Source organism: Serratia sp. HMSC15F11 (assembly GCF_001808215.1).
In the GTDB taxonomy this organism is placed as follows: domain Bacteria; phylum Pseudomonadota; class Gammaproteobacteria; order Enterobacterales; family Enterobacteriaceae; genus Serratia; species Serratia nevei.
In genome coordinates this window covers 25,684-51,364 of the sequence record NZ_KV792497.1, presented here as the reverse complement: position 1 = coordinate 51,364, position 25,681 = coordinate 25,684, and the positions used below count along the sequence as shown (strand labels likewise).

Here is a 25,681-nt window from a genome sequence, read left to right as displayed (position 1 = left end):
CCGCCTGCGGGCTGGAGGCTATCCGCGCTATTGCCAACGAGGTGCCGGAGGCCATCATCGGCGCCGGTACGGTGATCAATCCGCAGCAGCTGCGGGAGGTGACCGAGGCGGGGGCGCAGTTCGCCATCAGCCCGGGGCTGACCGAAGCCTTGCTGCAGGCGGCGACGGTGGGGCCTATCCCGCTGATCCCGGGCATCAGCACCGTTTCCGAGCTGATGCAAGGTATGGATCACGGCCTGCGCGAATTCAAATTCTTCCCGGCGGAAGCCAACGGCGGCGTGAAGGCGCTGCAGGCGATCGGCGGCCCGTTCCCGCAGGTGCGTTTTTGCCCGACCGGCGGCATTACGCCGAGCAACTACCGCGATTATTTGGCGCTGAAAAGCGTGCTTTGCATCGGCGGTTCCTGGCTGGTGCCGGCGGATGCGCTCGAAAGCGGCGACTATGCGCGCATCACTGAACTGGCGCGCAGCGCCGTCAGCGGGGCTGCGTTGTAACCCGCACCGCGCCTGGGGTTGGCGCTTATTTGCGCACCCGCGAATGTCGCAAGGCTCAACGCTTCGTTGAGCCTTTTTTAATTTTTATCGAGATTAACTTTCTTATTTTTAACCCGTTTTTTTCTGCTTTTTTATGAAAACGGCAGTTTGCTTTCTCATTTTGGCTGTGGTAAAAATATCTCAGTCGAAAATTTTACTTTTATGAGGATATTGGGCAAATCGCACGGTGTGCGGCTGATAATAGAGAACTATTATGATGACTATTAACGGAACTACCCTCAGAACCTCTACTTGCCAACTCTTCCTGTCTGCGATCCTTGCCAGTGAGCATCACTGGTGCAGCGAGCTATAGCGTCTTTCTCCCTTAACCGGTGCAGGTGGCGGGCTTAGGCCTTCACGCTACCGTTCAGCCGGGCAAACATTCTTTTTGCGTTTGGGTCAGTTTATCCCCAGGGAACTCTGCGTCTTGCGCGCCGCAATACGGCCGTTCGACGAGATAAATCGGGATAAATATGCCTTGGCGCGCGTAATTCGCCGTTTGGGAGAAAAATTATGATTTATTGGATCTTTTTAGGTTTGGCCATCATGACCGAAATCATCGGCACCTTGTCGATGAAATACGCCAGCGTCAATGGCGGCATGATCGGGCACATCGTGATGTACGTGATGATCACCGCTTCTTATGTGTTGCTGTCGGTGGCGGTAAAACGCGTGGCGCTGGGCGTGGCCTATGCGCTGTGGGAAGGCATCGGCATTCTGTTCATTACCCTGTTCAGCGTGCTGTGGTTCGACGAGCCGATCTCGGCGCTGAAGGTGTTGGGCCTGGCGACGCTGATCGCCGGCATCATGCTGGTGAAATCCGGCACCCGCAAAGAGCGAAAACAGGTCAGCCCGCGAGGTGACAACCATGCAACAGTTTGAGTTGTACCACATTGGGTTCCTGGGACTGGCGATCGTGCTGGAAATCATCGCCAACATCTTCCTGAAGATGTCGGACGGCTTCCGCAAAATTTGGCTGGGGCTGTTGTCGCTGCTGTCGGTACTCGGCGCGTTCAGCGCCCTGGCGCAGGCGGTGAAGGGCATCGATCTGTCGATCGCTTATGCGCTGTGGGGCGGTTTCGGTATCGCCGCCACCATCGCCGCAGGCTGGATCATGTTCGGCCAGCGGTTGAACGCCAAAGGCTGGATTGGCCTGGCGCTGCTGCTGACGGGGATGGTGATCCTCAAACTGTCCTGATAGCCGGCAATAAAAAAACCGCAGGCGTTGCCGTCTGCGGTTTTTTTCGTCTGCGCTCAGGCTTACAGCGCGGCGATGATTTTGATTTCCACCTTGTACTTCGGATTCATCAGCTGCGCCTGCACCGTGCAGCGCACCGGCGCGCTGCCGGCGACCACCCAGGCGTCCCAGGCGGCGTTCATCGCGGCGAAGTCGGCGGTGTTGGCCAGGAAGATGGTGGCATCCAGAATGCGGCTTTTGTCCGAACCGACGCGCGCCAGCAGCACGTCGATGGCGGCGAGGGCGTTGGCGGTCTGCGCGGTCGCGTCGTCGTCCAGGTTTTCCGGCACGCTGGTGTAGTAAACGGTCTCGTTGTGCACCACGGCTTCGGACCAGCGCTGATCGGGATCAATTCTTTCGATATTCATTTGCTTATCTCCATATCATAGTCGCGCTAAGGGTAGCACAGCCGGTCATGAAAATGCGCGGCGATAAAGTGGGTGGTAGCCGGGCGGCAGGCTTGGCATAATCACCGCTGAATGACACCGGCAGAGAGACAGCGTGACAGACGATTTTGCAACAGACGGCGCATTGGCGCAGGCTATCAAGGGATTCAAACCGCGTGAGCCGCAGCGGCAGATGGCGCAAGCCGTTACCGAGGCGATCAATTTCAAGCAGGAGCTGGTGGTCGAAGCCGGCACCGGCACCGGCAAAACCTTCGCTTATCTGGCGCCGGCGCTGCGCGCCGATCGTAAAGTGATCATCTCGACCGGTTCGAAAGCGTTGCAGGATCAGCTGTATGCGCGCGATCTGCCTACCGTTGCCAAGGCCTTGAAGTACAAAGGCAAGCTGGCGCTGCTGAAGGGGCGCTCCAACTACCTGTGTCTGGAACGGCTGGAGCAGCAGTCGATGGCCGGCGGCGAACTGGCGGGGCAGACGCTGATCGATCTGGTGCAGCTGCGCAAGTGGTCGTCGCAGACCAAAGAGGGCGACATCAGCACCTGCAGCGAAGTGGCGGAAGACAGCTTCGTCTGGCCATTGGTGACCAGCACCAATGACAACTGCCTGGGCAGCGACTGCCCGCTGTATCAGGATTGCTTCGTGGTCAAGGCGCGTCGCCGCGCGATGGATGCGGATGTGGTGGTGGTGAACCATCACCTGTTCCTGGCGGATATGGTGGTGAAAGAGGGCGGTTTCGCCGAGCTAATCCCGGAAGCCGAGGTGATGATTTTCGACGAGGCGCACCAAATCCCCGACATCGCCAGCCAGTATTTCGGCCAGCAGCTCACCAGCCGCCAACTGTTGGATCTGGCGAAGGACATCACCATCGCCTACCGCACCGAGGTGCGCGACGCCGCTCAACTGCAAAAAAGCGCCGACCGTCTCAGCCTGAGCACGCAAGATTTTCGCCTGAATCTGGGCGAGCCGGGTTTTCGCGGCAATCTGCGCGACGTGCTCGGCGAACCCAACGTGCAGCGCGCTCTGTTGCTGCTCGATGACGCGCTGGAGCTGTGTTATGACGTGATGAAGCTGTCGCTGGGGCGTTCGGCGCTGCTGGACGCTGCCTTTGAACGCGCCACGCTGTACCGCGCGCGGCTTAAGCGGCTGAAAGCGGTGACGGAGCCGGGCTACAGCTATTGGTATGAATGCAACTCGCGCCACTTCGTGCTGGCGCTGACGCCGCTGACGGTGGCCGATCGGTTCCGCGAAATGCTGGACGACAAGCCGGGCAGCTGGATCTTTACCTCGGCCACGCTGTCGGTCAATGACCAGTTGGGTCATTTCACCGAACGGCTGGGGCTGACCAAGGCCAAAACGCTGCTGTTGCCGAGCCCGTTCGACTATGCCAAACAGGCGTTGCTGTGCGTGCCGCGCTTTTTGCCTTCGCCGAATCAGCCCGGCGGGGCCCGCCAGCTGGCGCGCATGCTGCGGCCATTAATCGAAGCCAACAACGGCCGCTGCTTCTTTTTATGCACCTCGCACCAGATGATGCGCGAGTTGGCGGAAGAGTTCCGCGCCACGATGACGCTGCCGGTGCTGTTGCAAGGGGAAACCAGCAAAGGGCAGCTGCTCGCGCAGTTCGTCGCCGCCGGTAACGCGCTGCTGGTGGCGACCAGCAGCTTCTGGGAAGGGGTGGACGTGCGCGGCGACGCGCTGTCCTGCGTCATCATCGATAAACTGCCGTTTACTTCACCGGACGATCCGCTGCTGAAGGCGCGCATTGAGGATTGCCGCCTGCGCGGCGGTGACCCGTTCAATGACGTGCAGTTGCCGGATGCGGTCATCACCCTGAAACAGGGCGTCGGCCGCTTGATCCGCGACACTGACGACCGCGGCGTGCTGGTGATTTGCGATAACCGTCTGGTGATGCGGCCTTATGGCGAGGTGTTCCTCAATAGCCTGCCGCCGACGCCGCGCACCCGCGATCTGAAGCAGGCCATCGCCTTCCTGCAGGCCGCCGATGCGTCGGCCACGTGAAAGATGAAGGGCTTACGGGGCTGTGCTACAATGCGCGCCCTGTATGAAAAACCCAGTTTTATTCCCGCCAGAGGTTGGCATGTCCACGCGAATTTTAGCGATCGATACCGCGACGGAAGCCTGTTCCGTCGCCGTCTGGAATCAAGGCGAAATCCACGCCCTGTTTGAGCTGTGCCCACGCGAGCATACGCAACGAATTTTACCTATGGTGCAGCAGGTGCTGGCGGAATCCGGTCTGGCGCTCAACCAGCTCGACGCGCTGGCCTTCGGTCGCGGCCCCGGCAGCTTTACCGGGGTGCGCATCGGCATCGGCATCGCTCAGGGCCTGGCGCTGGGCGCCGATCTGCCGATGATTGGCGTTTCCACGCTGCAAACCATGGCGCAGGGCGCCTGGCGCGTCAGCGGCGCGGCGCGCGTGCTGGCGGCGATCGATGCGCGTATGGGGGAAGTCTACTGGGGGCAGTTCGAACGCCAGGTGGACGGCAGCTGGTTGGCAAGCGAAGGCGAAGCCGTGCTGTCGCCGGCGCAGGCGCTGGAGCGTGCGCAGCGCCTGCAGGGCGAATGGGCCCACGTCGGCACCGGCTGGCAAACCTATCCCGACCTGGTCAACGGTTCAACCCTGAGCGTACGCGACGGCCAAATGCTGTTGCCGCAGGCGCAAGACATGCTGCCGCTGGCGCTGCACGCCTGGCAACAGGGGTTGGCGGTGGCGGTGGAAAACGCCGAGCCCACCTATCTGCGCAATGAAGTGACCTGGAAAAAACTGCCGGGCCGCGAGTAAGCGCGGCGTATTGTGCTGTTGTTGAGGCCGGGCGACGAAAGCCTGCAACTTGAACGATGAAACGCGGTCAAAGTTACAGGCATTTCAGGAGATTGCGACCATGTTAATCCGCACTGCAAGTAAAAAGCTGTCGCTGCTGGCCGTCGCCTGCGGCGCGCTGGTTCTGACCGGGTGCGTCACCGTACCGGATGCGATCAAAGGCACCAGCCCCTCGCCGGTGACTCAGCTTTCCTCGGTACAAAATGCACCGAACCTGTTTACCGGCGCGGAAGCCCGCTTCGGCGGCACCGTGGTCAACGTCGCCAATGAGCAAGGGCGCACGGTGCTGGAGATTGCGGCGGTGCCGCTCGACAGCGGTGCACGGCCGATACTGGGCGAACCGTCGCGCGGCCGCTTGCTGGCCACGGTAAACGGCTTCCTCGAACCGGTTGATTTCAAAGGCCAGTTGGTGACCGTCGTCGGCCCTATTACCGGGCTGAAAGAGGGGCGGATCGGCATGACGCCGTATCGCTTCGTGACGATGAACGTGACCGGTTTCAAACGCTGGCATCTGGTGCAGCAGGTGGTGATGCCGCCGGCGCCGATGGGCCCTTGGGGCTGGCGCGGTGGCCCGTGGGGGCCCGGTTGGGGGGCAGGCTATGGCTGGTATAACCCTGGCCCGGCACAGGTGCAAACCATTGTAACCGAGTAGCATACGCTTGATGTGAACAAATTTGACAGGGCGGCTCAGGCCGCCTTTTTGTTTTTTGGGATAAGGAATATCCGACAATTAGTGACGTACATCGCAACCTGAATAATGTTTAAAACCCAAACTGGTCTGCTGAGTTAAAATATTGTTATGGTTAGGCTGCGAGTTTGAGGGCTGCGATGATAATTAGTAATGATTTCAGGAGTAATACCTTGGATAAGGTCTGGTTAAAACGGTATCCGGCAGATGTGCCCGCAGAGATTGATGCCGATCGCTATTCGTCGTTGATCGAAATGTTTGAGCATGCCGTGCAACGCTATGCCGATCAGCCTGCCTTTATCAACATGGGCGAGGTGATGACCTTCCGCAAACTGGAAGAACGCAGCCGGGCTTTCGCGGCTTACCTGCAAAATGAACTGGGCCTGAAGAAGGGCGACCGCGTCGCGCTGATGATGCCAAACCTGTTGCAATACCCCATCGCGCTGTTCGGCATTCTGCGCGCCGGCATGGTGGTGGTCAACGTCAACCCGCTGTATACCCCGCGCGAGCTGGAGCACCAGTTGAACGACAGCGGTGCCAGCGCCATCGTCATCGTCTCCAACTTTGCCCATACGCTGGAAAAAGTGGTGTTCAACACCCCGATCAAACACGTGATCCTGACGCGCATGGGCGATCAGCTTTCGGCCGCCAAAGGCACGCTGGTCAACTTCGTGGTCAAGTACGTTAAGCGCCTGGTACCGAAATACAACCTGCCGGACGCCATTTCATTCCGCAGCGCGCTGCAGCGCGGCCGGCGTCTGCAATATGTGAAACCGGACATCATTAATGCCGATCTGGCCTTCCTGCAATACACCGGCGGCACCACCGGGGTGGCAAAGGGCGCGATGTTGACGCACCGCAACATGCAGGCCAACCTCGAGCAGGCCAAAGCCGCCTATTTGCCGCTGTTCCGCGAAGGGCAGGAACTGGTGGTGACGGCGTTGCCGCTGTATCACATTTTCGCGCTGACGGTGAACTGCCTGCTGTTTATCGACCTGGGCGGGCGCAATTTGCTGATCACTAATCCGCGCGATATTCCGGGGCTGGTGAAGGAACTCGGCAAATATCCGTTCACCGTCATGAGCGGGGTCAATACCTTGTTCAACGCGTTGCTGAACAACGAGGATTTCCACAAGCTCGATTTCTCTACGCTGCGTTTCTCGGTCGGCGGCGGGATGTCGGTGCAAAAAGCGGTGGCCGAGAAGTGGGAGCAAACCACCGGCAAACACCTGCTGGAAGGCTATGGCCTGACGGAGTGCGCGCCGCTGGTGGCCGGTAACCCTTACGATCTGAAACACTACAGCGGCAGCATCGGTTTGCCGGTGCCGTCGACGGACATTCGGCTGGTTGACGACAACGGTCACGATGTGCCGTCGGGCGAACCCGGCGAACTGTGGGTCAAAGGGCCGCAAGTTATGTTAGGCTATTGGCAGCGCCCGGACGCCACCGACGAAGTGCTGAAAGACGGCTGGCTGGCGACCGGTGATGTGGTGACCGTAGACGATCAGGGGTTTGTGCGCATCGTCGACCGTAAGAAAGACATGATCCTGGTCTCCGGTTTCAACGTTTACCCGAACGAAATCGAGGACGTGGTCAGCCAGCATCCGAAGGTGCTTGAATGTGCGGCGATCGGCGTGCCCAGCGAAGTCTCCGGCGAAACGGTGAAGATCTGCGTGGTGAAGAAAGACGCCTCGCTGACCAAGGAAGAGCTGTTGACCCATTGCCGTCGCCACCTGACCGGGTATAAAGTGCCTAAAATTGTTGAGTTCCGCGATGAACTGCCGAAGTCGAACGTCGGCAAGATTTTGCGGCGAGAACTGCGTGATGAGCAAAAAACACCAAAACCGGCCGATGCCGCCTAGGTGTCGCTCTCGCGCCTGACTATCAACAACGCCGGTGAATGCCGGCGTTGTTGTGTTTGAATCCTACAAGAGAATGATGTTTTGAATTATCAGTTGATCACTACCGATGCCGGATTGCAGCAGGTCTGCGAGCAGGCGAGAAAGCATGCCCAGATTGCGCTGGACACCGAGTTTGTCAGAACGCGCACCTACTATCCGCAGCTGGGCCTGATCCAGCTCTACGACGGTGAACAACTCTCCCTCATAGATCCTCTGCCGATCAAGCAATGGCAGCCGTTTGTCGACCTGCTGGCCGACACCGCCGTGGTGAAGTTCCTGCATGCCGGCAGTGAAGATCTCGAAGTGTTTCTCAACGCCTTTAAAACGCTGCCGACGCCGATGGTCGATACCCAGATCCTGGCGGCCTTTACCGGCCGGCCGCTCTCCTGTGGCTTCGCGACGCTGGTGGCGGAGTACATGAAGGTTGAGCTCGACAAGAGCGAGTCGCGCACCGACTGGCTGGCGCGTCCGCTGACCGAAAGGCAGTGTGTGTACGCGGCTGCCGACGTGTTCTATCTGCTACCGATGGCCAAACAGCTGGTGCAGGAGACGGAAGAGGCCGGTTGGACCGCGGCGGCCAATAACGAGTGTCTGCTGCTGTGCCAGCGCCGTAGCGAGACGCTGGCGCCGGCATTGGCCTACCGTGAAATCAGCAACGCCTGGCAGCTGCGCCCGCGTCAGCTCGGTTGTCTGCAGAAGTTGGCGGAATGGCGGCTGCGCCAGGCGCGCGAGCGCGATCTGGCGGTGAACTTCGTGGTGCGTGAGGAAAACCTGTGGCAGGTGGCGCGCTATATGCCGTCTTCGCTGGGAGAACTGGATTCGCTGGGCCTGAGCGGGCCGGAGATCCGTTATCACGGTAAAACGCTGCTGGCGCTGGTGGCGGAAGCCGAAGCGCTGGAAGAATCCGAGTTGCCGGCGCCGTTGGCTAACCTTATCGATCAGCCGGGCTACAAGAAGGTGTTCAAAGACATCAAGGCGGCGATTGCTGCCGTCAGCGAGCAAAGCGGGTTGAGCAGCGAATTGCTGGCATCCCGTCGCCAAATTAACCAATTGCTGAACTGGCATTGGAAACTGAAGGACGGCGAAAGTCGCCCTGAATTAATCAGCGGCTGGCGCGGCGATCTATTAATGGCACCGCTGCAGGACATCCTGAAAGATTATTAAACGCTGATTATCACCAGGGCAGGGTAGGGAAACTCTGCTCGGGTGAATATAGGCAGGAAATAATGCGTTGAAGGTAAATCTGGCCAGAATTTACTTTAAACGAGGCGGCGGCAAAGTTAATTGGGAATTGTCCCAAAGGGAAAAATCGCTTTTTTGCTGCCGATAAAGCTTAATAACTGGATGCACATACAGTTACCCCCTGCACAAAATATACAGGGGGTAATTAATGCGTCGCAATCATTTAGCAGCTTCTTCCGATTCCGGTAATGTCACGTTAAGTTCAAGTACCGAAATATCGTCCCCTTTCTGCTCGAATTGCACGTGCAGCATTTCAGGATCGATCTGAATGTATTTGCAAATAACCGCCAGAATATCGCGTTTCAGATCAGGCAGATACGGGGGCTCACTGTCCCCGCGACGACGCTCTGCGACGATAATCTGCAGCCGTTCCTTGGCTATATTGGCTGTCTGTTTTTTGCGGGACAGAAAGAAGTCTAATAAGGCCATGGTTTATCCCCCAAAAAGGCGTTTCAGGAAACCCTTCTTCTCTTCTTCAATGAAGCGGAATGGGCGTTCTTCCCCCAACAAGCGGCAAACGGTATCGTCGTACGCCTTACCGGCGTCTGACTCGGCATCCAGAATGACAGGCTCACCCTGGTTGGAAGCGCGCAGCACGGACTGGTCTTCCGGAATCACACCCACCAGTGGAATGCGCAGGATTTCCAGCACGTCTTCCATGCTCAGCATGTCGCCACGGCTGACGCGGCCCGGGTTGTAACGGGTCAACAGCAGGTGTTCCTTGATTGGCGATTCGCCTTTCTCGGCGCGGCGTGACTTGGAAGAGAGGATGCCCAGGATACGGTCGGAGTCGCGTACCGAAGACACTTCCGGGTTGGTGGTGATGATAGCTTCGTCGGCGAAGTACAGCGCCATCAGCGCACCGGTTTCGATACCGGCCGGTGAATCGCACACCACGAAGTCAAAATCCATCTCGCCGAGATCGTTGAGAATTTTTTCAACGCCTTCGCGGGTCAACGCGTCTTTGTCGCGCGTCTGCGAAGCAGGCAGGATATAGAGGTTTTCAGTGCGTTTGTCTTTGATCAACGCCTGATTCAGCGTGGCATCGCCCTGAATCACGTTCACGAAATCATACACTACCCGACGTTCGCAGCCCATGATCAGGTCAAGATTACGCAGGCCGATATCGAAATCGATCACGACGGTTTTCTTGCCTTTCTGGGCCAGGCCGGTAGCGATGGCCGCGCTCGAAGTGGTCTTGCCAACGCCCCCTTTACCCGATGTAACAACAATAATGCGTGCCATGAAATGGATTCCTTGTCAAAAGGGCTTAGTTTAAAGGTTGTATGGTTAAAGCGTTATCCAACAGGCTGAGTCGTACGGCCTGCCCGACGTAATCGGACGGGATTTGGTCGCTCAACCAGTACTGCCCTGCGATAGAGACTAGCTCAGCCGCCAGGTGGGTGCAAAAAATCTGACATTGCGTGTCGCCTGACGCGCCTGCCAGTGCGCGACCGCGCATCATGCCGTAGACATGAATGTTGCCGTCGGCAATCAATTCGGCGCCGGCGCTGACGCTGTTGGTCACGATAAGATCGCAGTTGCGGGCGTAAATCTGTTGGCCGGAACGGACAGGCGTGCTGATGATACGCGTTTTGGCGGGGGCGTTATCCGCCACCACGGGCGCAGGCGCAGGCTCCGGCGCCGCCATCTTTTGGCCTTTGCCTTCGCTCAGCAGCGGCAGCCCGGCACGGGCTATCGCGCGCTTTTGACGCTCATCTCTGCAACCGCTGATACCCACAACGCGCAGACCTGCTGCCGCGACAGCCTGTTGAAGTTCTTTCCAGTTCGCATCGCCATCCAGCGTTGCGACGTTGATAACAACAGGGGCGTTTTTCAGAAAAGCGGGCGCTTGCTCAACTTTCTCCTGTAACGCCTGACGTATTACCTCAGGCTGCGAATTATGCAAATGAACAACCGATAGGGTAAAACTGCTGCCTTTTAGCTCAATTGGCGATTGTGACATCTATCCTGACTCAGTCTCAGCAACTTTAAATCCCCGGAATACCACTCGGGGTGCGATATTCCGATGTACTATAAGCATGTTATAGTCAGAGTTATATCCAGGCAAGACGCTCCCTCAATTAAATAGAGTTAAAAAAATGCTTTGTGTGATCTATAGAAGCCCGAAACGCGATCAAACTTATCTTTATGTCGAAAAAAAAGACGATTTCTCTCGTGTGCCGGAAGAGCTGATGAAAAGTTTCGGTGTGCCGCAATTCGCCATGATGCTTTCGCTCGATGAGCGCAAGAAATTGGCCTCGGCGGATATCGAAAAGGTGAAGCAGGCGTTGAAAGACGAAGGCTATTACCTGCAGTTCCCGCCGCCGGTAGAAAACCTGCTCAATCAGCATCTGGCGGGCGACAAAGCCTGAGACGGCGGCTATGGCCAGGGGAGGCGCGATGACACGTTCGGCGAGAAGAACCGTATTGGCCGCCTGGCTGGCGCTGGGCGGTGTGCTGATACCGGGCGCGCCGCAGGCGGCACTGGAGGCGGCACTGGAGGCGACGCTGGCGGCGAGCGGCCGGGATCCGGCGCAGTTCCCGGCGTATGTCGAGCAACTCAAGCGCCAGGCGCGGGAGCAGGGCATCAGCCAGAGCACCCTTGACCGTGCTTTTGCGCAAATACATTTCGTCGATCGGGTGATCAAGGCCGATCGCAATCAGCCGGAGCAGAAGGTCACCCTGGATGACTACCTGCGGCGTGTGATGTCGCCCGCCAAGGTACGCCAGGGGCGCGAACTGTACCGGCAGCGCCAGGCGCAATGGACGCGCGCCAGCGAGCGCTATCGGGTGCCGGGGCGCTATATCATCGCGCTGTGGGGCATGGAAAGCGCCTACGGTAAGATTCAGGGTCGGGAAGACGTGGTGTCTGCGCTGGCGACGCTGGCGTTTGAAGGGCGCCGCGAGGCCTTTTTCAGTCAGGAGCTGATGGCGGCGTTGCAGATAGTCGAGCAGGGGCACGTCGGCGATACGCCGCTGAAAGGCTCCTGGGCAGGCGCAATGGGGCAATGCCAGTTTATGCCGAGCTCCTTCTTGCGCTACGCGGCGGACGGCGACGGTGACGGGCGCATCGATATCTGGAACAACATTGATGATGTCTTCGCGTCTACGGCCCGTTATTTGTCCAAAGAGGGCTGGCAGGCCGGCATCGGCTGGGGGCGCGAGGTCAAATTGCCCGCCGGTTTCAATCGGGCCGAGCTGGGGTTGAAAGACGCGCAGGCGCGCAGCGTCAATGCCTGGCAACAACGCGGGGTGCGTCGTGCGGATGGCAGTGCGTTGCCGCATGCCGTTCAGCGCGGTTGGATCATCGCGCCGGATGACCTGCAGGGGCGGACGTTCCTGGTCTATGATAATTTTCGCACCCTCATGCACTGGAATCGCTCTTACTATTTCGCCCTCGCCGTGGGTATGATGGCGGACGCGATCGGGCATTGATCCGGCCCACCAATAATCGGCTTGGCGCGCCAAGCCTCTACAGTTTGGGAGAAGCGGTATGTATCAACATAGAGACTGGCAGGGTTCGCTGCTCGATTTCCCGGTGAACAAGGTGGTCTGCGTCGGCAGCAACTACGCCGATCACATCAAGGAAATGGGCAGCGCGGTTTCCGTCGAGCCGGTAGTGTTTATCAAACCGGAAACGGCGCTGTGCGATATTCGCCAGCCGGTGGCCATCCCGAAAGAGTTCGGTGCGGTGCATCATGAGGTGGAGCTGGCGGTACTGATCGGCACGCCGTTGAAACAGGCCAACGAAGACCGCGTTGCGCGGGCGATCGCCGGCTACGGTGTGGCGCTCGATCTGACGCTGCGCGATCTGCAGGCGGGCTTTAAAAAAGCCGGTCAGCCTTGGGAAAAGGCCAAGGCCTTCGACGGTTCCTGCCCGATGTCGGGGTTTATCCCGGTGGCGGAATTCGGCGATCCGCAAAATGCCGAGCTGTCGCTGACCGTTAACGATCAACTGCGCCAGCAGGGCAATACGCGTGACATGATCACGCCGATCCTGCCGCTTATCAGCTACATGAGCCGTTTCTTCACGCTGCGCGCCGGCGACATCATCCTGACCGGCACGCCGCAGGGCGTGGGCCCGATGGCCTCCGGCGACATGCTTAAAATCAGCCTGAACGGCAAAACGCTCAGCACCCGCGTGATCTGATCTCTCTTGCCGCCGGCGCCGTCGGCGGCAAAGCTTGCATCTTGTGGTTAAAATGTCTATATAGTCCCCCCTCGAACCTGTGCGCAGGTGACTTATCCATTTACCGAAACCGGACGCTAACATGTCACAACTCGCTTTTTGGCAACAGAAAACGCTGGCGGAAATGTCAGAACAAGAGTGGGAATCGCTGTGCGACGGGTGCGGGCAATGCTGTTTGAATAAGCTGATCGACGAAGATACCGACGAGATTTATTTTACCAACGTAGCCTGCAACCAGCTCAACATCAAATCCTGCCAATGCCGTAACTATGAGCGGCGCTTCGAGCTGGAAGAGGACTGCATCAAACTGACGCGCGAGAACCTCACGACCTTCGATTGGTTGCCGCCGACCTGCGCCTATCGCCTGATCGGTGAAGGCAAACCGCTGTTCCCTTGGCATCCGCTGCTGAGTGGCTCCAAGGCGGCGATGCACGGCGAGCGCATCACGGTGCGGCATATCGCGGTGCGCGAGAGCGAAGTCGTGGACTGGCAGGATCATATCCTCAACAAGCCGGACTGGGCCAGGTAACGTCACCCCTTGGGCAGCAAGAGGGCGGCGTATTCAGACATTCCGTCCTCTGTGCTATCTAGCGCGCTACCGTCGGGCGTGGGGGTTATGGCATAACCGCCACTTCACGCTTTTTTATCGCGGCGATGCCAGTTAGCCAGATTTTTCAGCGGCTGCTTCACATACGGGCTGGCTTTGATCAGGCTGAACAGCAGTTTATTCACCGCCGTACCCACCTTGTCCATCGGCCGGTCGATATCGATAAACAGCACCGTACGCAGCTCGTCGGTGTCGTTGCGGACCTCGTGCTCGTAGGAATCATCAAACAGAATCACCTTGCCCTCATCCCAGTGCAGGATCTGATCGTCAACGCGGATCCACAGCCTTTCCCGATCCTTTGGCACGATCAACCCCAGGTGCGCACGCACCACGGCACGGGTCGGGCCCTTGTGGGGCACGATGTGATAGTGCGGTTTAAGGATCGAAAACATCGCGGTGCGCATGCCGGGGATCTCGCTGACCGCCTATGCAGTCAGGCAGAGACAGGGCCTGGCTCACCGAAAGAAAGGGTGAAAATCACAACGTCATTCAGCATAAGGAAAGCATCGCGAATGATTTTAATCATTAGTGCGCGAACGGTGAGCGGGGCTTGGGATAAAGGGGAATATTCGCCAATCAAATGAGGGGGGAAGGAAAAAAGCCCCTGCAAAGATGAGGGGCAAGACACACAACAACACCAGGGAAATCGGTAATACTCACTTTGCCGATACTATAAGGATTTTATGGGCAAACTTCACCAAAATATTGTGCTCTGAATGTGACAAAGACGCAGTGGTTCATAAGTAACGGTAATTTATTGCTGCTCTAAGGCGGAAAGGAAAGCGCTGCTGCCGCCCGTTGTTGCCCGCCAACATCGCAGAAGTTTAATGTTATGTAAATTACGCGCTTAACCGAGCCGGAATGCTTCTTTTTAAACGATAAGTTGGGTAATTTGGCCGCTCTCCCGCATGTTCGAGAGTATAACAATGAAAATGATCCGTCTGTTTGCCGTGGCTGGAGCGCTGATTGTGCTCGTTTATTTCCTTACGCATACCTGAAATGGGGTTATCTCTGAATTTGACCGCAATACCCTAAAAAAACGGCGCCTTTCGGCGCCGTTTTTTGTTTGTCTGCCGATCAGCGGCCGAACAGGTCGCGGCGACGTGGGCGAACAAATTGTGCGATCAGCACAATCAGTGCCACCAGCAGGTAGGTGCCGAAGATGCCGACCAGCCACTGTGGCATTTCCAGCGTCAGGAACTGCCATTGGCGCACGGAGCAGTCGCCGGAAGCGTGGAACACCGCCGGCAGCCATTTGTCCAGCGGCAGCCACGAAGGGAAGCTGACGAAGAAATCGCAGGTATTGAACGGCGAAGGGTGCAACTGGATCATGGTGTGCTTCCACGCCAGCTGTACGCCTTCCCAGGCGCTGTAGATCCACAGCAAGATCGCCACATAGCGCAGTGGGGTTTTCGGCGCGATGGCACCCACCAGCGAGGCGCCGAGGATGCCGAACAGCGCGCAACGCTCGTAAATGCACATGACGCAGGGCTGCAGCAGCATAACGTGCTGGAAATAGAGCGCGACCAGTTCCAACACCAACGCTGTCAGGGCCATCAGCAGCCAGGCGCCGCGTCCTTGTGAACAGCGGTTAAAGAATTGCAACATATCTAGATTCTTCCATGCAGTAAGCAATTGAACCGGCAGTGTAAACCAATTCCTTCTCGCTGCCAGCCACCTGGGCCGGATTCAGCGTAAAAATAGTCGGTTCACCCTGCCGGCGCCGCCTTAGTGGCCGACGGCGTCGATGGGCGGCAGCGCCAGCCAATGCCACTGCGTCAGCAGCTCGGTCGCCGGCTCCAGCGTGAACTGGACGCACAGCAGACCGACCACCGTCAGAACCACCGTATAAGGCAGGGCCATCCACACCATGCGGCCATACGACAGACGCACCAGCGGCGCCAATGCCGACGTCAGCAGGAACAGGAAAGCGGCCTGGCCGTTAGGGGTGGCAACCGAAGGCAGGTTGGTGCCGGTATTGATGGCAACCGCCAGCAGCTCAAACTGCTTCAGCGCGATGGTGCCGGTCTCCAGCGCCGCGCGCGCCTCGTTGATATAAACCGTACCGACGAACACATTGTCGGAAACCGACGACAGCAGACCGTTGAACAGGTAGAACAGCGAAAGCTGAGAGGCGGGGTCGGCGCGCAGCACAAACTGGATCACCGGGCTGAACAGGTGCTGCTCGATGATCACCGCGACCACGGTGAAAAACACCGTCAGCAGGGCGGTGAACGGCAACGCTTCCTGGAACGCTTTGCCGATGGCGTGTTCGTCGTTTACGCCGCACAGGGAAGTGGCGAGGATGATCACCGACAGGCCGATCAGCCCAACTTCCGCCAGATGGAAGGCCAGCGCCAGCACCAGCCAAACGCCGATCAGCGCCTGCATCACCAGCTTGAGGCGTTCTTGCCTGCTGCGGCCGGCGGTGGCTTTGCGATCATACTCTTTCAGCACGTCGCGCACCGCCGCCGGCAACTGCGCGCCATAGCCAAACAGGCGAAAACGCTCTACCAGCCAACAGACCAGCAGACCGCACACCAACACCGGCAGCGTGACCGGCGCCATCCGCAGGAAGAAATCGATAAAGCCCCAGCCCGCGCTTTTGGCGATGATCAGGTTTTGCGGCTCGCCTACCATGGTCATGACCCCGCCGAGCGCGGTGCCGACGCCGGCGTGCATCAGCAGGCTGCGCAGAAAGGCGCGGAATTGTTCCAGCGTCTGCTTGCGCTCTTCACCGGTGAAATCGCTGTCATCGCCGATGTCGCCATCGGGGCGATTCGACGTCACGTTGTGATAGATGGAATAAAAGCCGGTAGCCACGCTAATCACTACCGCCACGACCGTCAGCGCGTCGAGGAAGGCGGAAAGGAAGGCGGCGGCCAGGCAGAACGCCAGCGACAGCAGCGTTTTCGAACGGATGTTGAGCAGCAGCTTGGTGAAGACGAACAGCAGCAGCTGCTTCATAAAGTAGATGCCGGCCACCATAAAGACCAGCAGAAGCAAGACTTCCAGGTTATGTTCGATTTCCTGCGAGACCTGCGCCGGGCTGGTCATGCCGATGGCCACCGCCTCCAGCGCCAGCAGGCCGCCCGGCAGCAGCGGGTAGCATTTCAACGCCATCGCCAGGGTAAAGATGAACTCGACCACCAGCAGCCAACCCGCGACAAACGGGCTGGCGAAGAAGAACACCAAGGGGTTGATCGCCAAGAAAATGAGAATAGTCAGTTTGTACCAGTCGGGAGATTGCCCCAGAAAGTTTTTGAGCAGGGCGCTGCGCAGGGTTGTTTCCATTGTCCTTTATGCATCCTTAAATCAGTCGTAGCACGTACCCTAACAATGCGGCGGGGGCGGGCGCAACCGGAGCTTGTTTTACGGTGGCAAATTTCTGACGGCCGGTGTTTTTGCGCGTTTTTTGCCACTTTATGCACACTTTCGTTTATTGTTTTTCGCTCACGCTATGTCATGTCAGCACGATCTGGTATGATGAGCTGATTACTTTTACTGATTTTATCGTCGCAACGGAACGTCAAACACATGGTCATAAAGGCGCAGAGTCCTGCCGGTTTCGCGGAAGAGTACATTATTGAGAGTATTTGGAATAATCGCTTCCCCCCTGGCTCTATTTTGCCCGCGGAGCGTGAGCTTTCGGAGTTGATTGGCGTCACGCGCACCACGTTACGTGAAGTGTTGCAACGTCTGGCCCGCGATGGCTGGTTGACCATTCAGCATGGCAAACCGACCAAAGTGAACAATTTCTGGGAAACGTCCGGCCTCAATATCCTTGAGACCGTGGCCCGTCTCGATCACAAGAGCGTCCCGCAGCTGATCGACAACCTGCTGTCGGTGCGCACCAATATCGCGTCGATCTTTATTCGCGCCGCGGTGCGCAATCATCCGGAACAGGCCCAGGAAGTGCTGGCGAAGGCCGCCGAGGTAGAAGATCAGGCGGACGCTTTCAATCTGCTCGATTATGAGATCTTCCGCGGCCTGGCGTTTGCTTCCGGCAACCCGATCTACGGCCTGATTTTCAACGGCCTGAAAGGGCTGTACACCCGCGTGGGCCGTTACTACTTCTCCAACCCGGAAGCGCGCAAGCTGGCGCTAATCTTCTACAGCAAGCTGTCCACGCTGTGCCATGAGAAGCTGTACGACCAGGTGATGGATACCGTGCGCAACTACGGTAAAGACAGCGGGGCGATTTGGCAGAGCATGCAGGGCACCATGCCGAGCGATCTGACTGAAGCGCGTCGCTAATCGCGTATTCATGAAATCAGAAAGGGCGCCCTGCGGCGCCCTTTGTCGTTGTGGCGGTTACAGCGGCGTCGGCCGCGGCGGGCAACGATCGAGCAACTCCACGCTGCCATCTTCGTTTTGCTGCTCGAGGATCACGTCGAAGCCCCACAGGCGATGCAGGTGCTTCAACACGTCGCGGCGGCTCTTATCCAGCGGTGTGCGTTCTTGCGGGATGTAGCGCAACGTCAGCGAGCGGTCGCCGCGCAGGTCCACGTTCCAGATCTGAATGTTCGGCTCATGGTTGCTCAGGTTGTATTGCGCCGACAGCTCCTGGCGGATCGCCCGGTAACCGGCTTCGTTATGGATCGCGGCAATCTCCAGATAGTTGTTGCGATCGTCGTCCAGCACGGTGAACAACCGGAAATCGCGCATCACTTTGGGCGACAGGAACTGGCTGATAAAGCTCTCGTCCTTGAAGTCGCGCATGGCGAAGTGCAAGGTGTCCAGCCAGTCTTTGCCGGCGATGTCCGGGAACCAGTAGCGGTCTTCTTCGGTTGGCGACTGGCAGATGCGCTTGATGTCCTGGAACATGGCGAAGCCCAGCGCATACGGGTTGATGCCGTTATAGTACGGGCTGTTATACGGCGGCTGATACACCACGTTGGTGTGGCTGTGCAAAAACTCCAGCATAAACCGCTCGGTCACCCGACCCTCGTCGTACAGATGGTTGAGGATGGTGTAGTGCCAGAAAGTGGCCCAGCCCTCGTTCATCACCTGAGTCTGCTTTTGCGGGTAAAAATACTGGCTGACCTTGCGCACGATGCGCAGCACCTCACGCTGCCAGGGTTCCAACAGCGGCGCATTCTTCTCGATGAAATAGAGGATATTTTCCTGCGGTTCGCTCGGATACCGGCGCGCCTGCTCCGGCGATTCTTCGCGTTCGACGCGCGGCAGGGTCTTCCACAGCGTGTTCACCTGGCTTTGCAGATACTCTTCGCGGCTTTTCTGGCGCGCTTTCTCTTCTACCAGGGAGATTTTCTGCGGGCGTTTGTACCTGTCGACGCCGTAGTTCATCAGCGCGTGGCAGGAGTCCAGCAACCGCTCCACTTCATCGACGCCGTAGCGTTCTTCGCACTGGCTGATGTAGTGGCGGGCGAACAGCAGGTAATCGACGATGGAACTGGCGTCGGTCCAGCTGCGGAACAGATAGTTATTCTTGAAGAACGAGTTATGGCCATAGCAGGCGTGCGCCATCACCAGCGCCTGCATGGTGATGGTGTTCTCTTCCATCAGGTAGGCGATGCAGGGATTGGAGTTGATGACGATTTCATAGGCCAGCCCTTGCTGCCCCTGTTTGTAGCGCTGTTCGGTTTCGATGAACTTCTTGCCGAAGGACCAATGGGTATAGTTGATCGGCATGCCGACGCTCGAATAAGCGTCCATCATCTGTTCGGAGGTGATCACCTCGATCTGATGGGGGTAGGTGCCGAGCCGGTAATGCTTGGCGACGCGGTCGATCTGCTCCAAATACACCTGCAGCAGCTCGAACGTCCAGTCCGGTCCATCGCTCAGACGTTTATCATCCTTAACCTTTTCATGTGTTGAAGTAGTCATCAGCGCACCCTCATTATTCACGGGTCTTGCTCAAACGGCAGGCCCTGTAACAAGCATAGTTCAAGTCATAATTAACCGTTGCAAATCAGTGAAATAAAAATGTCGGTACGCAGGGGAGCGAACGGCAGTCAATCCAGCGCCCGCTGGCGCCGCGTCCGTCCCGGCAGAAGGCGGCGCAGCGCCGCGCTTCCTCTTCGAGTATAACCCTGCGGCAGGGGGGCGCAATAGATACTCTGCAGCGCGACAGGGATTGAAATTTGTTATGTTATATTGTAACTTTTTGTTTTCTCAATGACGGACAAGGAGCATCTTTTGGCGAGGCATTTTGGCAAACTGGCGGTGGCGCTGGCAGCGTTGTTTATCGGCGGGCAGGCGCTTGCCCACGGGCATCATTCACATGGCAAGCCGCTGACGGAAGTGGAAAAAAAGGCGGAGGCGGGCGTATTCGACGATAAAGACGTCAAAGATCGCGACCTGGCGGATTGGGAGGGCGTGTGGCAATCCGTGTATCCTTATCTGCTCAATGGGGAGCTCGATCCGGTGTTCAAGAAGAAGGCGGCGCAGGATAAGAGCAAGACCTTCGCAGAAGTGAAGGCCTATTACCGCAAAGGGTACGCCACCGACGTGGATACCATCGGCATTGAGAACGGCGTCATGGAATTTCACCGCGGCGACCAATCCAGCGCCTGCCAGTATAAGTACGCCGGGCATAAGATCCTGACGTATGTCTCAGGTAAAAAGGGCGTGCGTTATCTGTTCGAATGCCAGGATGCCGGCAGCCTGGCGCCGAAATTCGTGCAGTTCAGCGATCACATTATCGGTCCGCGCAAGTCGGCGCACTTCCATATCTTTATGGGCAACACATCGCAAGAGGCGTTGCTGAAAGAGATGGACAATTGGCCGACCTATTACCCATTCCAGCTGCAGACCAAAGAAGTCGTGGACGAGATGCTGCACCATTGATGCCGCTCGCTCACGCAGGTATAAGCCCACTCACGTGGGCTTATAGTCAGTCAAACGGCCTGATTTGCAGGTAATCGTCCGTCACTTCCATTTCAAACAACGTTTCATCCGCCAACAAAGTCGCGCGCATTCGCTCCCGGGCTTGCCGGTAGCGCTCATCCAGCTGAATATCACCGGCGTTTTCCCATGCGGCGCGGCTTGGCCACTGCGCGTAGCCAATAAACTGCCCGCCCATATCACGGTGCAGGCGGGAGCCGAGGCTGCCGCGCTGCAGATAAATGCCTTGGGTCAATTCAAGCCAAGCCTGGCGAAAGGCTTGTTCGTGTCCGGGTTTGACTGAGAACTGATAGAGAGCGATGAACATGCGAGGTTCTCCTGAATAGCGACAGTATGAACTCTAGGTGCGGCTGGGGGCTTGAACGTTCATATCGTGCTGCAGCGAAAACAAGATGACGCCACAGTGAGCGGCCGCTTTATTCCAGCAATAAAAATAAGGCTATTGAGGGCTGAAAATTTACGCGATTTTTCTGCTGCAGCGGGGGGCGCCGTTATTTGCCAGTTGTTTTGGTATTTTTTTCTTTTGTGGTTTTTTATTCTATTTATGGGTTGGCTGATATTTTTATATTCTGTTAAATCCATGTTGCTTATCACGCCAATTTTCTATGCTATCAATGATAGCAATGCTAGCGAGCCAGGGGTGACCTTGCGCCATAATCCCCCTTAAACCGTATCTTATCGCTATTTTCTGGCGGCTATTGCAAATGCGCGGGCCATCGACGATAAATTAATTGTGAATATTGTCACGTTTGATGATGAAGTTGTTGGACGGATTTTTTCACTGAGTTAATTTCCTGTGAGCAGAAGATTATGCTTTGTGAAGCCTTGAGCTGGAGTCAGCGATGCGAGTGGTAATTTTAGGTAGTGGAGTGGTGGGCGTAGCCAGTGCCTGGTATTTGGCGAAGGCGGGGCATGAGGTGACGGTGATCGATCGTCAGCCTGGCCCGGCATTGGAAACCAGCGCGGCGAACGCCGGGCAGATTTCACCGGGCTATGCCGCTCCCTGGGCGGCACCGGGCGTGCCGCTGAAGGCCATCAAGTGGATGTTCCAACGCCATGCGCCGTTGGCGATCCGTTTCGACGGCAGCAGCTTCCAGCTCAACTGGATGTGGCAGATGCTGAAAAATTGCAACACCGAACACTACATGACCAACAAAGGCCGCATGGTGCGCCTGGCAGAATATAGCCGCGACTGTATCAAGGCGCTGCGGCAGGAAACCGGCATCCAGTACGAAGGCCGCCAGGGCGGCACGCTGCAGCTGTTCCGCACCCAGCAACAGTTCGAAAACGCAGCGAAAGACATTGCGGTATTGGAAGATGCCGGGGTGCCTTACAAACTGCTGGAGGCCAGCCAGCTCGCCAGCGTTGAGCCGGCGCTGGCCCAGGTGGCGCACAAGCTGACCGGTGGTCTGCAGCTGCCGAACGACGAGACCGGCGATTGCCAGCTGTTTACGCAACAGCTGGCGAAGATGGCAGAGCAGGCGGGCGTGACTTTTCTGTTCAACCGCAGCGTCGATCGTCTGCTGGTGGAGGGCGACAAGATCGCCGGCGTGCAGTGTGGCGAGGAAGTGTTCAAGGCCGATAGCTACGTGGTGGCGTTCGGCTCCTACTCCACGGCGCTGCTGCGCGGCCTGGTGTCGATACCGGTTTACCCGCTGAAGGGCTATTCGTTGACCATTCCTATCACCGACGAAGCGGCGGCGCCGTTCTCTACGGTATTGGATGAGACGTATAAAATCGCCATCACGCGCTTCGACCAGCGTATTCGCGTTGGCGGCATGGCGGAGATCGTCGGTTTCAACACGCAGCTGGAGCAAAAACGGCGTGAAACGCTGGAGATGGTGGTACGCGATCTCTACCCGAACGGCGGCAGAGTGGCGGACGCGACGTTCTGGACCGGCCTGCGGCCGATGACACCGGACGGCACGCCAATTGTCGGCCGCACTTCGCTGAAGAACCTGTATCTCAATACCGGGCATGGCACGTTGGGCTGGACGATGGCCTGCGGTTCCGGGCAGCTGTTGTCCGATCTGATGTCCGGCATTACGCCGGCGATCCCTTCCGATGATCTGGCGGTGGCGCGTTACAGCGCCGGGTTTCGCCAGCAACACGCGGTTCCGCTGAACGACGTGCATCCCGCACGTTAATCGTCAACGCTGTCATAGACTTTCCCGGCCACGCGCAGGCGCGCGTGGCCGCTGTATGCTGCCCCAAGGAGAACCGATGCCCCGTCCCATAACCGCCACGATGCATCTCGGCGCGATTGAAAATAACCTGCAGGTGGTGCGCCGTTTCGCCCCCGGCGCCAAAGTGTGGGCGGTGGTCAAAGCCAACGCCTATGGCCACGGCATCAACCACGTTTGGCGCAGCATGGCACAAACCGACGGCTTCGCCATGCTGGATCTGGCCGAAGCGGTGCTGTTGCGCGAATTGGGTTGGCAAGGGCCGATTCTACTGCTGGAAGGTTTCTTCCAGCCGCAGGATCTGGCGTTGCTCGATCGTTATCGCCTGACGACGGCGGTGCACAGCGACTGGCAGCTGGCGGCGATCGCCGACGCCACGCTGAGCGCGCCGCTCAATGTCTATCTGAAAGTGAACAGCGGCATGAATCGGTTGGGGTTTGCACCCGAGCGGCTGCGCGAGGTGTGGCAAAGAGCGCAGGCGGTTGCCAATATCGCCGAACTTACGCTGATGAGCCATTTCGCTACCGCCGACGGCCCGGAAGGCGTAACCCAGCAGATGGCCACCATCGAGGCGGCGGCTACCGATATACCGCTGCCGCGCTGCCTGGCCAACTCGGCCGCCACGCTGTGGCACCCTTCGACCCATGGCAGCTGGGTCCGCCCTGGGATCATTCTGTATGGCGCTTCGCCGAGCGGTTGCTGGAATGATGTTGCGGCAACGGGGCTGCAGCCGGCGATGACGCTGAGCAGCGAGATCATCGGCATTCAACAGCTGAAGTCTGGCGATCGCGTGGGGTATGGCGGCCGTTACAGCGCCGCCGGCGCACAGCGTATCGGCGTGGTGGCCTGCGGCTATGCCGACGGCTATCCGCGCCATGCGCCGACCGGTACGCCGGTATGGGTGGATGGTGTACTGACGCGCACGCTGGGAACGGTATCGATGGACATGCTGGCGGTGGATCTGACGCCCTGTCCGCAAGTCGAACTGGGCGCCGAAGTGGAGCTGTGGGGGAAACGCCTGCCGGTGGACGAGGTGGCCACGGCGGCAGGGACGTTAGGCTATGAGCTGCTGTCGGCCTTAGCGGCGCGGGTGCCGGTCGTCACCGAAGCCTGAGCCGTGGCTCAGGCGACTTTTCTAATCTGCCCTTTAATCTGCTTGCTGAGCCGCCGCGCATGCAGCGCCAGCAGGCAGCCTGCCAGCATCACCAGCGCCAGCGAGAGCTTGGGTTGCAGCGGCAACGCCATCGCCACCAAACCCAGCGCGGCGCCGCCCGCCATCTGCACGAAACCGACCAGCGCGGACGCGACGCCGGCCTCATTGGAATACGGCTCCAAAGCGTAGCTGGTGGCTGGGCCCATCACGAACGCCAACCCGGCGCAGGCGCTGGCGACCGGCAGCATATACGCCAGCCAGTGCGCTTGCGCCGTTGCAGGCAACAGCATGACGCCCAGCAGCAGGCCCAGACAGCCCAACCCCATCAACATGCCGCCGGTCGCCAGACAAACCGGGCGGCCGACCTTGTGAATGATGCGGTTGGCGAAGAAGCTGACCAGCATGATCCAGAAACCGTTGGCGCCGAACACCAGCGAGAATTGCAGCGGGGTCAGGCCGGCGGTACCCATCAACACGTTCGGTGCCAGAGAAACGTAGGTCAGCGCCATGCCCATCGCCCCGGAGTTCACCACCGCAAAGGAGAGGAAGCGGCGTTCGCTGAGGATGCGCGCGTATTGGCGCACCGGCAGCCCTTTGACCGGCACGGTATCAGCGGGGCGGGTTTCCGGCAGGCGCAGCGCGATGAGCACCAACACCAGCAGCGCATAGCCGACCAGGAACCAGAAAGGCGCGCGCCAGCCGAAGGCTTCGGCGAGCAGGCCACCGAGCAGCGGCGCCAGCGCTGGGATGATGTTCAGCGTGCCGTTAAGAAAACCGAAAGCGCGGGCGGCGTCGTCGCCATTCAGGCGATCGCGCACGCCGCTGAAGGCGACGACGGCGGTGCAGCAAACCGCTACCCCTTGCAGCAGACGCGAAGCGATGAAAACCGTCGGGCTGGTGGCCAGCGCCGCCATCGCGGCGCCGATCATGTAGAGGATAATGCCGGCCAGCGCCACCGGCTTGCGTCCATAGTTATCGACCAGCGGGCCGGCGATGACCTGGCCGAGGCCGAGCACCAGTATAAACAGCGATATGGTGGATTGGATCAGCGCTTCACTGCTGCCGAGGCCGACGGCAATGGCGGGAATGGTCGGCAGGTAAAGATCGATGCCTAATGGGCCGAGCAGCACCAGGCTGAGAAGCATAAACAGAAACTTTTGCATAACAGGAAAGGCACGTCCGAGTGACAAAGAGGGCTAGAGTAGAGACTCTGGCGGTAAATGAAAAGGGGCAAAGCGGGTCAGCGCTGCGCCCCCTGGCGGTAATAGAGCGCCGAGACGGTATCGGCCACATAGCGGGCCTGGTGGCGAGCATCATCCAGCGCGCGATGCGGCATGCCTTCGAACGGGCGGGTCTTTTTCGGGTTAAAGCCGTGCAGTTCCGCCAGCGTGATCACCGTACGCGCATCCTGAGTATCCCAGAATTTCCACGGGCAGGGCATTTCCAGCTGCTGGAAGGCGTGCTCGAGGATCGCGCAGTCGAACTCTTTGCCGTTGCCCCAGACTTTCACCGTATCGGTGCTGTTCATATGGATGAAGCGGCTAAGGTTGCTCAGCACGCGCTTCAGGCTCTCGGTGCCGCCGAAGGCCTGCTTGCGCGCTTCATCGGACTGCTTCGCCCACCAGGCGACCGTATCCAGGCTGATGGTACGGCCCGGTTGGTCTTTCTGGCTGCTGACGGCGGCTTCGAATTCGGCGCCCAGCTCCCCGGTTCGGGGATCGAAAAACACCGCCGCAACCACCAGGATGACGGCGCTGGGTTTTATATCCAGGGTTTCAATATCTAACATCAGATGGTGCATCGGCGTTTCCGGTGGGTGGCGTGGTGGCTTAATGTT

The 25,681-nt window shown here is 58.4% G+C and carries 28 protein-coding genes; 17 read left to right on the top strand and 11 right to left on the bottom strand.

What is annotated here, in order from left to right; translation table 11 throughout:
• The 3 genes from HMPREF3138_RS19935 to mdtI form a co-directional block, all read left to right on the top strand.
• The coding region (locus tag HMPREF3138_RS19935) for a bifunctional 4-hydroxy-2-oxoglutarate aldolase/2-dehydro-3-deoxy-phosphogluconate aldolase (RefSeq protein ID WP_246828740.1) at positions 1-494 on the top strand (494 nt) is incomplete at its 5' end.
• 552 nt (positions 495-1,046) lie between these two features.
• Complete coding sequence (mdtJ, locus tag HMPREF3138_RS19930; protein ID WP_004932327.1) at positions 1,047-1,415, top strand: multidrug/spermidine efflux SMR transporter subunit MdtJ; 369 nt, start codon at positions 1,047-1,049, stop codon at positions 1,413-1,415.
• On the top strand, positions 1,402-1,731 hold the full coding sequence (gene mdtI, locus HMPREF3138_RS19925; RefSeq protein ID WP_016927446.1) for a multidrug/spermidine efflux SMR transporter subunit MdtI: 330 nt from the start codon (positions 1,402-1,404) through the stop codon (positions 1,729-1,731). The genes mdtJ and mdtI overlap by 14 nt, the downstream gene beginning before the upstream one ends.
• Before the next feature lie 62 nt (positions 1,732-1,793).
• On the opposite strand, the gene HMPREF3138_RS19920 is transcribed toward mdtI, so the two are convergent.
• Entirely contained in the window at positions 1,794-2,138 is a 345-nt protein-coding gene (locus tag HMPREF3138_RS19920; protein ID WP_015378124.1) for a RidA family protein, read from the bottom strand.
• 133 nt (positions 2,139-2,271) lie between these two features.
• On the opposite strand from HMPREF3138_RS19920, the gene HMPREF3138_RS19915 reads away from it, so the two are divergent.
• The 5 genes from HMPREF3138_RS19915 to rnd all read left to right on the top strand — a co-directional run bounded on the left by HMPREF3138_RS19915 (position 2,272) and on the right by rnd (position 8,761).
• A complete protein-coding gene (locus tag HMPREF3138_RS19915; RefSeq protein ID WP_038877150.1) occupies positions 2,272-4,188 on the top strand; it encodes a DNA repair helicase YoaA in 1,917 nt (638 codons plus the stop codon).
• A gap of 79 nt (positions 4,189-4,267) precedes the next feature.
• Complete coding sequence (gene tsaB, locus HMPREF3138_RS19910) at positions 4,268-4,969, top strand: tRNA (adenosine(37)-N6)-threonylcarbamoyltransferase complex dimerization subunit type 1 TsaB (protein ID WP_038877152.1); 702 nt, start codon at positions 4,268-4,270, stop codon at positions 4,967-4,969.
• Positions 4,970-5,069: 100 nt separating this feature from the next.
• Positions 5,070-5,660, top strand: coding sequence for a Slp family lipoprotein (locus HMPREF3138_RS19905; RefSeq protein WP_038877154.1), 591 nt, complete (start codon positions 5,070-5,072; stop codon positions 5,658-5,660).
• 209 nt (positions 5,661-5,869) lie between these two features.
• A complete protein-coding gene (gene fadD, locus HMPREF3138_RS19900) occupies positions 5,870-7,558 on the top strand; it encodes a long-chain-fatty-acid--CoA ligase FadD (RefSeq protein ID WP_038877156.1) in 1,689 nt (562 codons plus the stop codon).
• 81 nt (positions 7,559-7,639) lie between these two features.
• Positions 7,640-8,761 (top strand): ribonuclease D, encoded by a 1,122-nt coding sequence (gene rnd / locus HMPREF3138_RS19895; protein WP_038877158.1) that lies wholly within the window; start codon positions 7,640-7,642, stop codon positions 8,759-8,761.
• A gap of 237 nt (positions 8,762-8,998) precedes the next feature.
• Here rnd and minE read toward each other — a convergent pair whose 3' ends face one another.
• From minE to minC, 3 genes are read right to left on the bottom strand one after another with little or no spacing between them, the layout of a single operon-like run.
• Entirely contained in the window at positions 8,999-9,268 is a 270-nt protein-coding gene (minE, locus tag HMPREF3138_RS19890) for a cell division topological specificity factor MinE (RefSeq protein ID WP_004932303.1), read from the bottom strand.
• Between the two features lie 3 nt (positions 9,269-9,271).
• Positions 9,272-10,084 carry a septum site-determining protein MinD gene (minD, locus tag HMPREF3138_RS19885; RefSeq protein ID WP_016927452.1) on the bottom strand — a complete coding sequence of 271 codons (813 nt, stop codon included), beginning with the start codon at positions 10,082-10,084 and terminating at the stop codon, positions 9,272-9,274.
• 25 nt (positions 10,085-10,109) lie between these two features.
• Positions 10,110-10,805 carry a septum site-determining protein MinC gene (gene minC, locus HMPREF3138_RS19880; protein WP_038877161.1) on the bottom strand — a complete coding sequence of 232 codons (696 nt, stop codon included), beginning with the start codon at positions 10,803-10,805 and terminating at the stop codon, positions 10,110-10,112.
• 136 nt (positions 10,806-10,941) lie between these two features.
• On the opposite strand from minC, the gene HMPREF3138_RS19875 reads away from it, so the two are divergent.
• From HMPREF3138_RS19875 to HMPREF3138_RS19860, 4 genes are all read left to right on the top strand, one after another.
• On the top strand, positions 10,942-11,214 hold the full coding sequence (locus tag HMPREF3138_RS19875; protein ID WP_004932294.1) for a YcgL domain-containing protein: 273 nt from the start codon (positions 10,942-10,944) through the stop codon (positions 11,212-11,214).
• Positions 11,215-11,242: 28 nt separating this feature from the next.
• A complete protein-coding gene (locus HMPREF3138_RS19870) occupies positions 11,243-12,277 on the top strand; it encodes a lytic murein transglycosylase (protein ID WP_038877163.1) in 1,035 nt (344 codons plus the stop codon).
• Between the two features lie 58 nt (positions 12,278-12,335).
• On the top strand, positions 12,336-12,992 hold the full coding sequence (locus HMPREF3138_RS19865) for a fumarylacetoacetate hydrolase family protein (protein WP_004932286.1): 657 nt from the start codon (positions 12,336-12,338) through the stop codon (positions 12,990-12,992).
• Between the two features lie 121 nt (positions 12,993-13,113).
• Positions 13,114-13,560, top strand: coding sequence for a YcgN family cysteine cluster protein (locus tag HMPREF3138_RS19860; RefSeq protein ID WP_025159803.1), 447 nt, complete (start codon positions 13,114-13,116; stop codon positions 13,558-13,560).
• A gap of 104 nt (positions 13,561-13,664) precedes the next feature.
• Here HMPREF3138_RS19860 and HMPREF3138_RS19855 read toward each other — a convergent pair whose 3' ends face one another.
• The 3 genes from HMPREF3138_RS19855 to nhaB form a co-directional block, all read right to left on the bottom strand.
• Entirely contained in the window at positions 13,665-14,030 is a 366-nt protein-coding gene (locus tag HMPREF3138_RS19855; protein ID WP_223295905.1) for an aspartyl/asparaginyl beta-hydroxylase domain-containing protein, read from the bottom strand.
• Positions 14,031-14,715: 685 nt separating this feature from the next.
• Positions 14,716-15,246 (bottom strand): disulfide bond formation protein DsbB, encoded by a 531-nt coding sequence (gene dsbB / locus HMPREF3138_RS19850; RefSeq protein ID WP_038877166.1) that lies wholly within the window; start codon positions 15,244-15,246, stop codon positions 14,716-14,718.
• Positions 15,247-15,366: 120 nt separating this feature from the next.
• Positions 15,367-16,932 (bottom strand): sodium/proton antiporter NhaB, encoded by a 1,566-nt coding sequence (gene nhaB, locus HMPREF3138_RS19845; RefSeq protein ID WP_038877168.1) that lies wholly within the window; start codon positions 16,930-16,932, stop codon positions 15,367-15,369.
• Positions 16,933-17,175: 243 nt separating this feature from the next.
• Between nhaB and fadR the strand changes: the two genes are divergently transcribed.
• Positions 17,176-17,895 carry a fatty acid metabolism transcriptional regulator FadR gene (fadR, locus tag HMPREF3138_RS19840; protein WP_038877169.1) on the top strand — a complete coding sequence of 240 codons (720 nt, stop codon included), beginning with the start codon at positions 17,176-17,178 and terminating at the stop codon, positions 17,893-17,895.
• A gap of 57 nt (positions 17,896-17,952) precedes the next feature.
• Here the strand turns inward: fadR and HMPREF3138_RS19835 are convergent, their stop codons facing one another.
• The gene (locus HMPREF3138_RS19835; RefSeq protein ID WP_038877171.1) at positions 17,953-19,488 is read right to left on the bottom strand and encodes a SpoVR family protein; all 1,536 of its coding nucleotides are present in this window, start codon (positions 19,486-19,488) and stop codon (positions 17,953-17,955) included.
• Positions 19,489-19,800: 312 nt separating this feature from the next.
• Between HMPREF3138_RS19835 and zinT the strand changes: the two genes are divergently transcribed.
• Positions 19,801-20,451, top strand: coding sequence for a metal-binding protein ZinT (zinT, locus tag HMPREF3138_RS19830; protein WP_038877173.1), 651 nt, complete (start codon positions 19,801-19,803; stop codon positions 20,449-20,451).
• Positions 20,452-20,497: 46 nt separating this feature from the next.
• On the opposite strand, the gene HMPREF3138_RS19825 is transcribed toward zinT, so the two are convergent.
• Complete coding sequence (locus HMPREF3138_RS19825; protein WP_038877175.1) at positions 20,498-20,815, bottom strand: antibiotic biosynthesis monooxygenase family protein; 318 nt, start codon at positions 20,813-20,815, stop codon at positions 20,498-20,500.
• 51 nt (positions 20,816-20,866) lie between these two features.
• Here HMPREF3138_RS19825 and HMPREF3138_RS26470 point away from each other — a divergent pair, with 51 nt between their 5' ends.
• The 3 genes from HMPREF3138_RS26470 to dadX all read left to right on the top strand — a co-directional run bounded on the left by HMPREF3138_RS26470 (position 20,867) and on the right by dadX (position 23,805).
• On the top strand, positions 20,867-21,175 hold the full coding sequence (locus HMPREF3138_RS26470) for a hypothetical protein (RefSeq protein WP_139145167.1): 309 nt from the start codon (positions 20,867-20,869) through the stop codon (positions 21,173-21,175).
• A 175-nt stretch (positions 21,176-21,350) separates the two neighbouring features.
• Positions 21,351-22,655 (top strand): D-amino acid dehydrogenase, encoded by a 1,305-nt coding sequence (locus HMPREF3138_RS19820; RefSeq protein ID WP_038877178.1) that lies wholly within the window; start codon positions 21,351-21,353, stop codon positions 22,653-22,655.
• Between the two features lie 76 nt (positions 22,656-22,731).
• Positions 22,732-23,805: a catabolic alanine racemase DadX gene (gene dadX, locus HMPREF3138_RS19815; protein ID WP_038877180.1), complete on the top strand. Its 1,074-nt coding sequence runs from the start codon at positions 22,732-22,734 to the stop codon at positions 23,803-23,805.
• 8 nt (positions 23,806-23,813) lie between these two features.
• Here the strand turns inward: dadX and HMPREF3138_RS19810 are convergent, their stop codons facing one another.
• On the bottom strand, positions 23,814-25,007 hold the full coding sequence (locus tag HMPREF3138_RS19810) for a multidrug effflux MFS transporter (RefSeq protein ID WP_038877183.1): 1,194 nt from the start codon (positions 25,005-25,007) through the stop codon (positions 23,814-23,816).
• 77 nt (positions 25,008-25,084) lie between these two features.
• A complete protein-coding gene (locus HMPREF3138_RS19805; RefSeq protein ID WP_038877185.1) occupies positions 25,085-25,645 on the bottom strand; it encodes a 3'-5' exonuclease in 561 nt (186 codons plus the stop codon).
• Between the last annotated feature and the right edge of the window lie 36 nt (positions 25,646-25,681).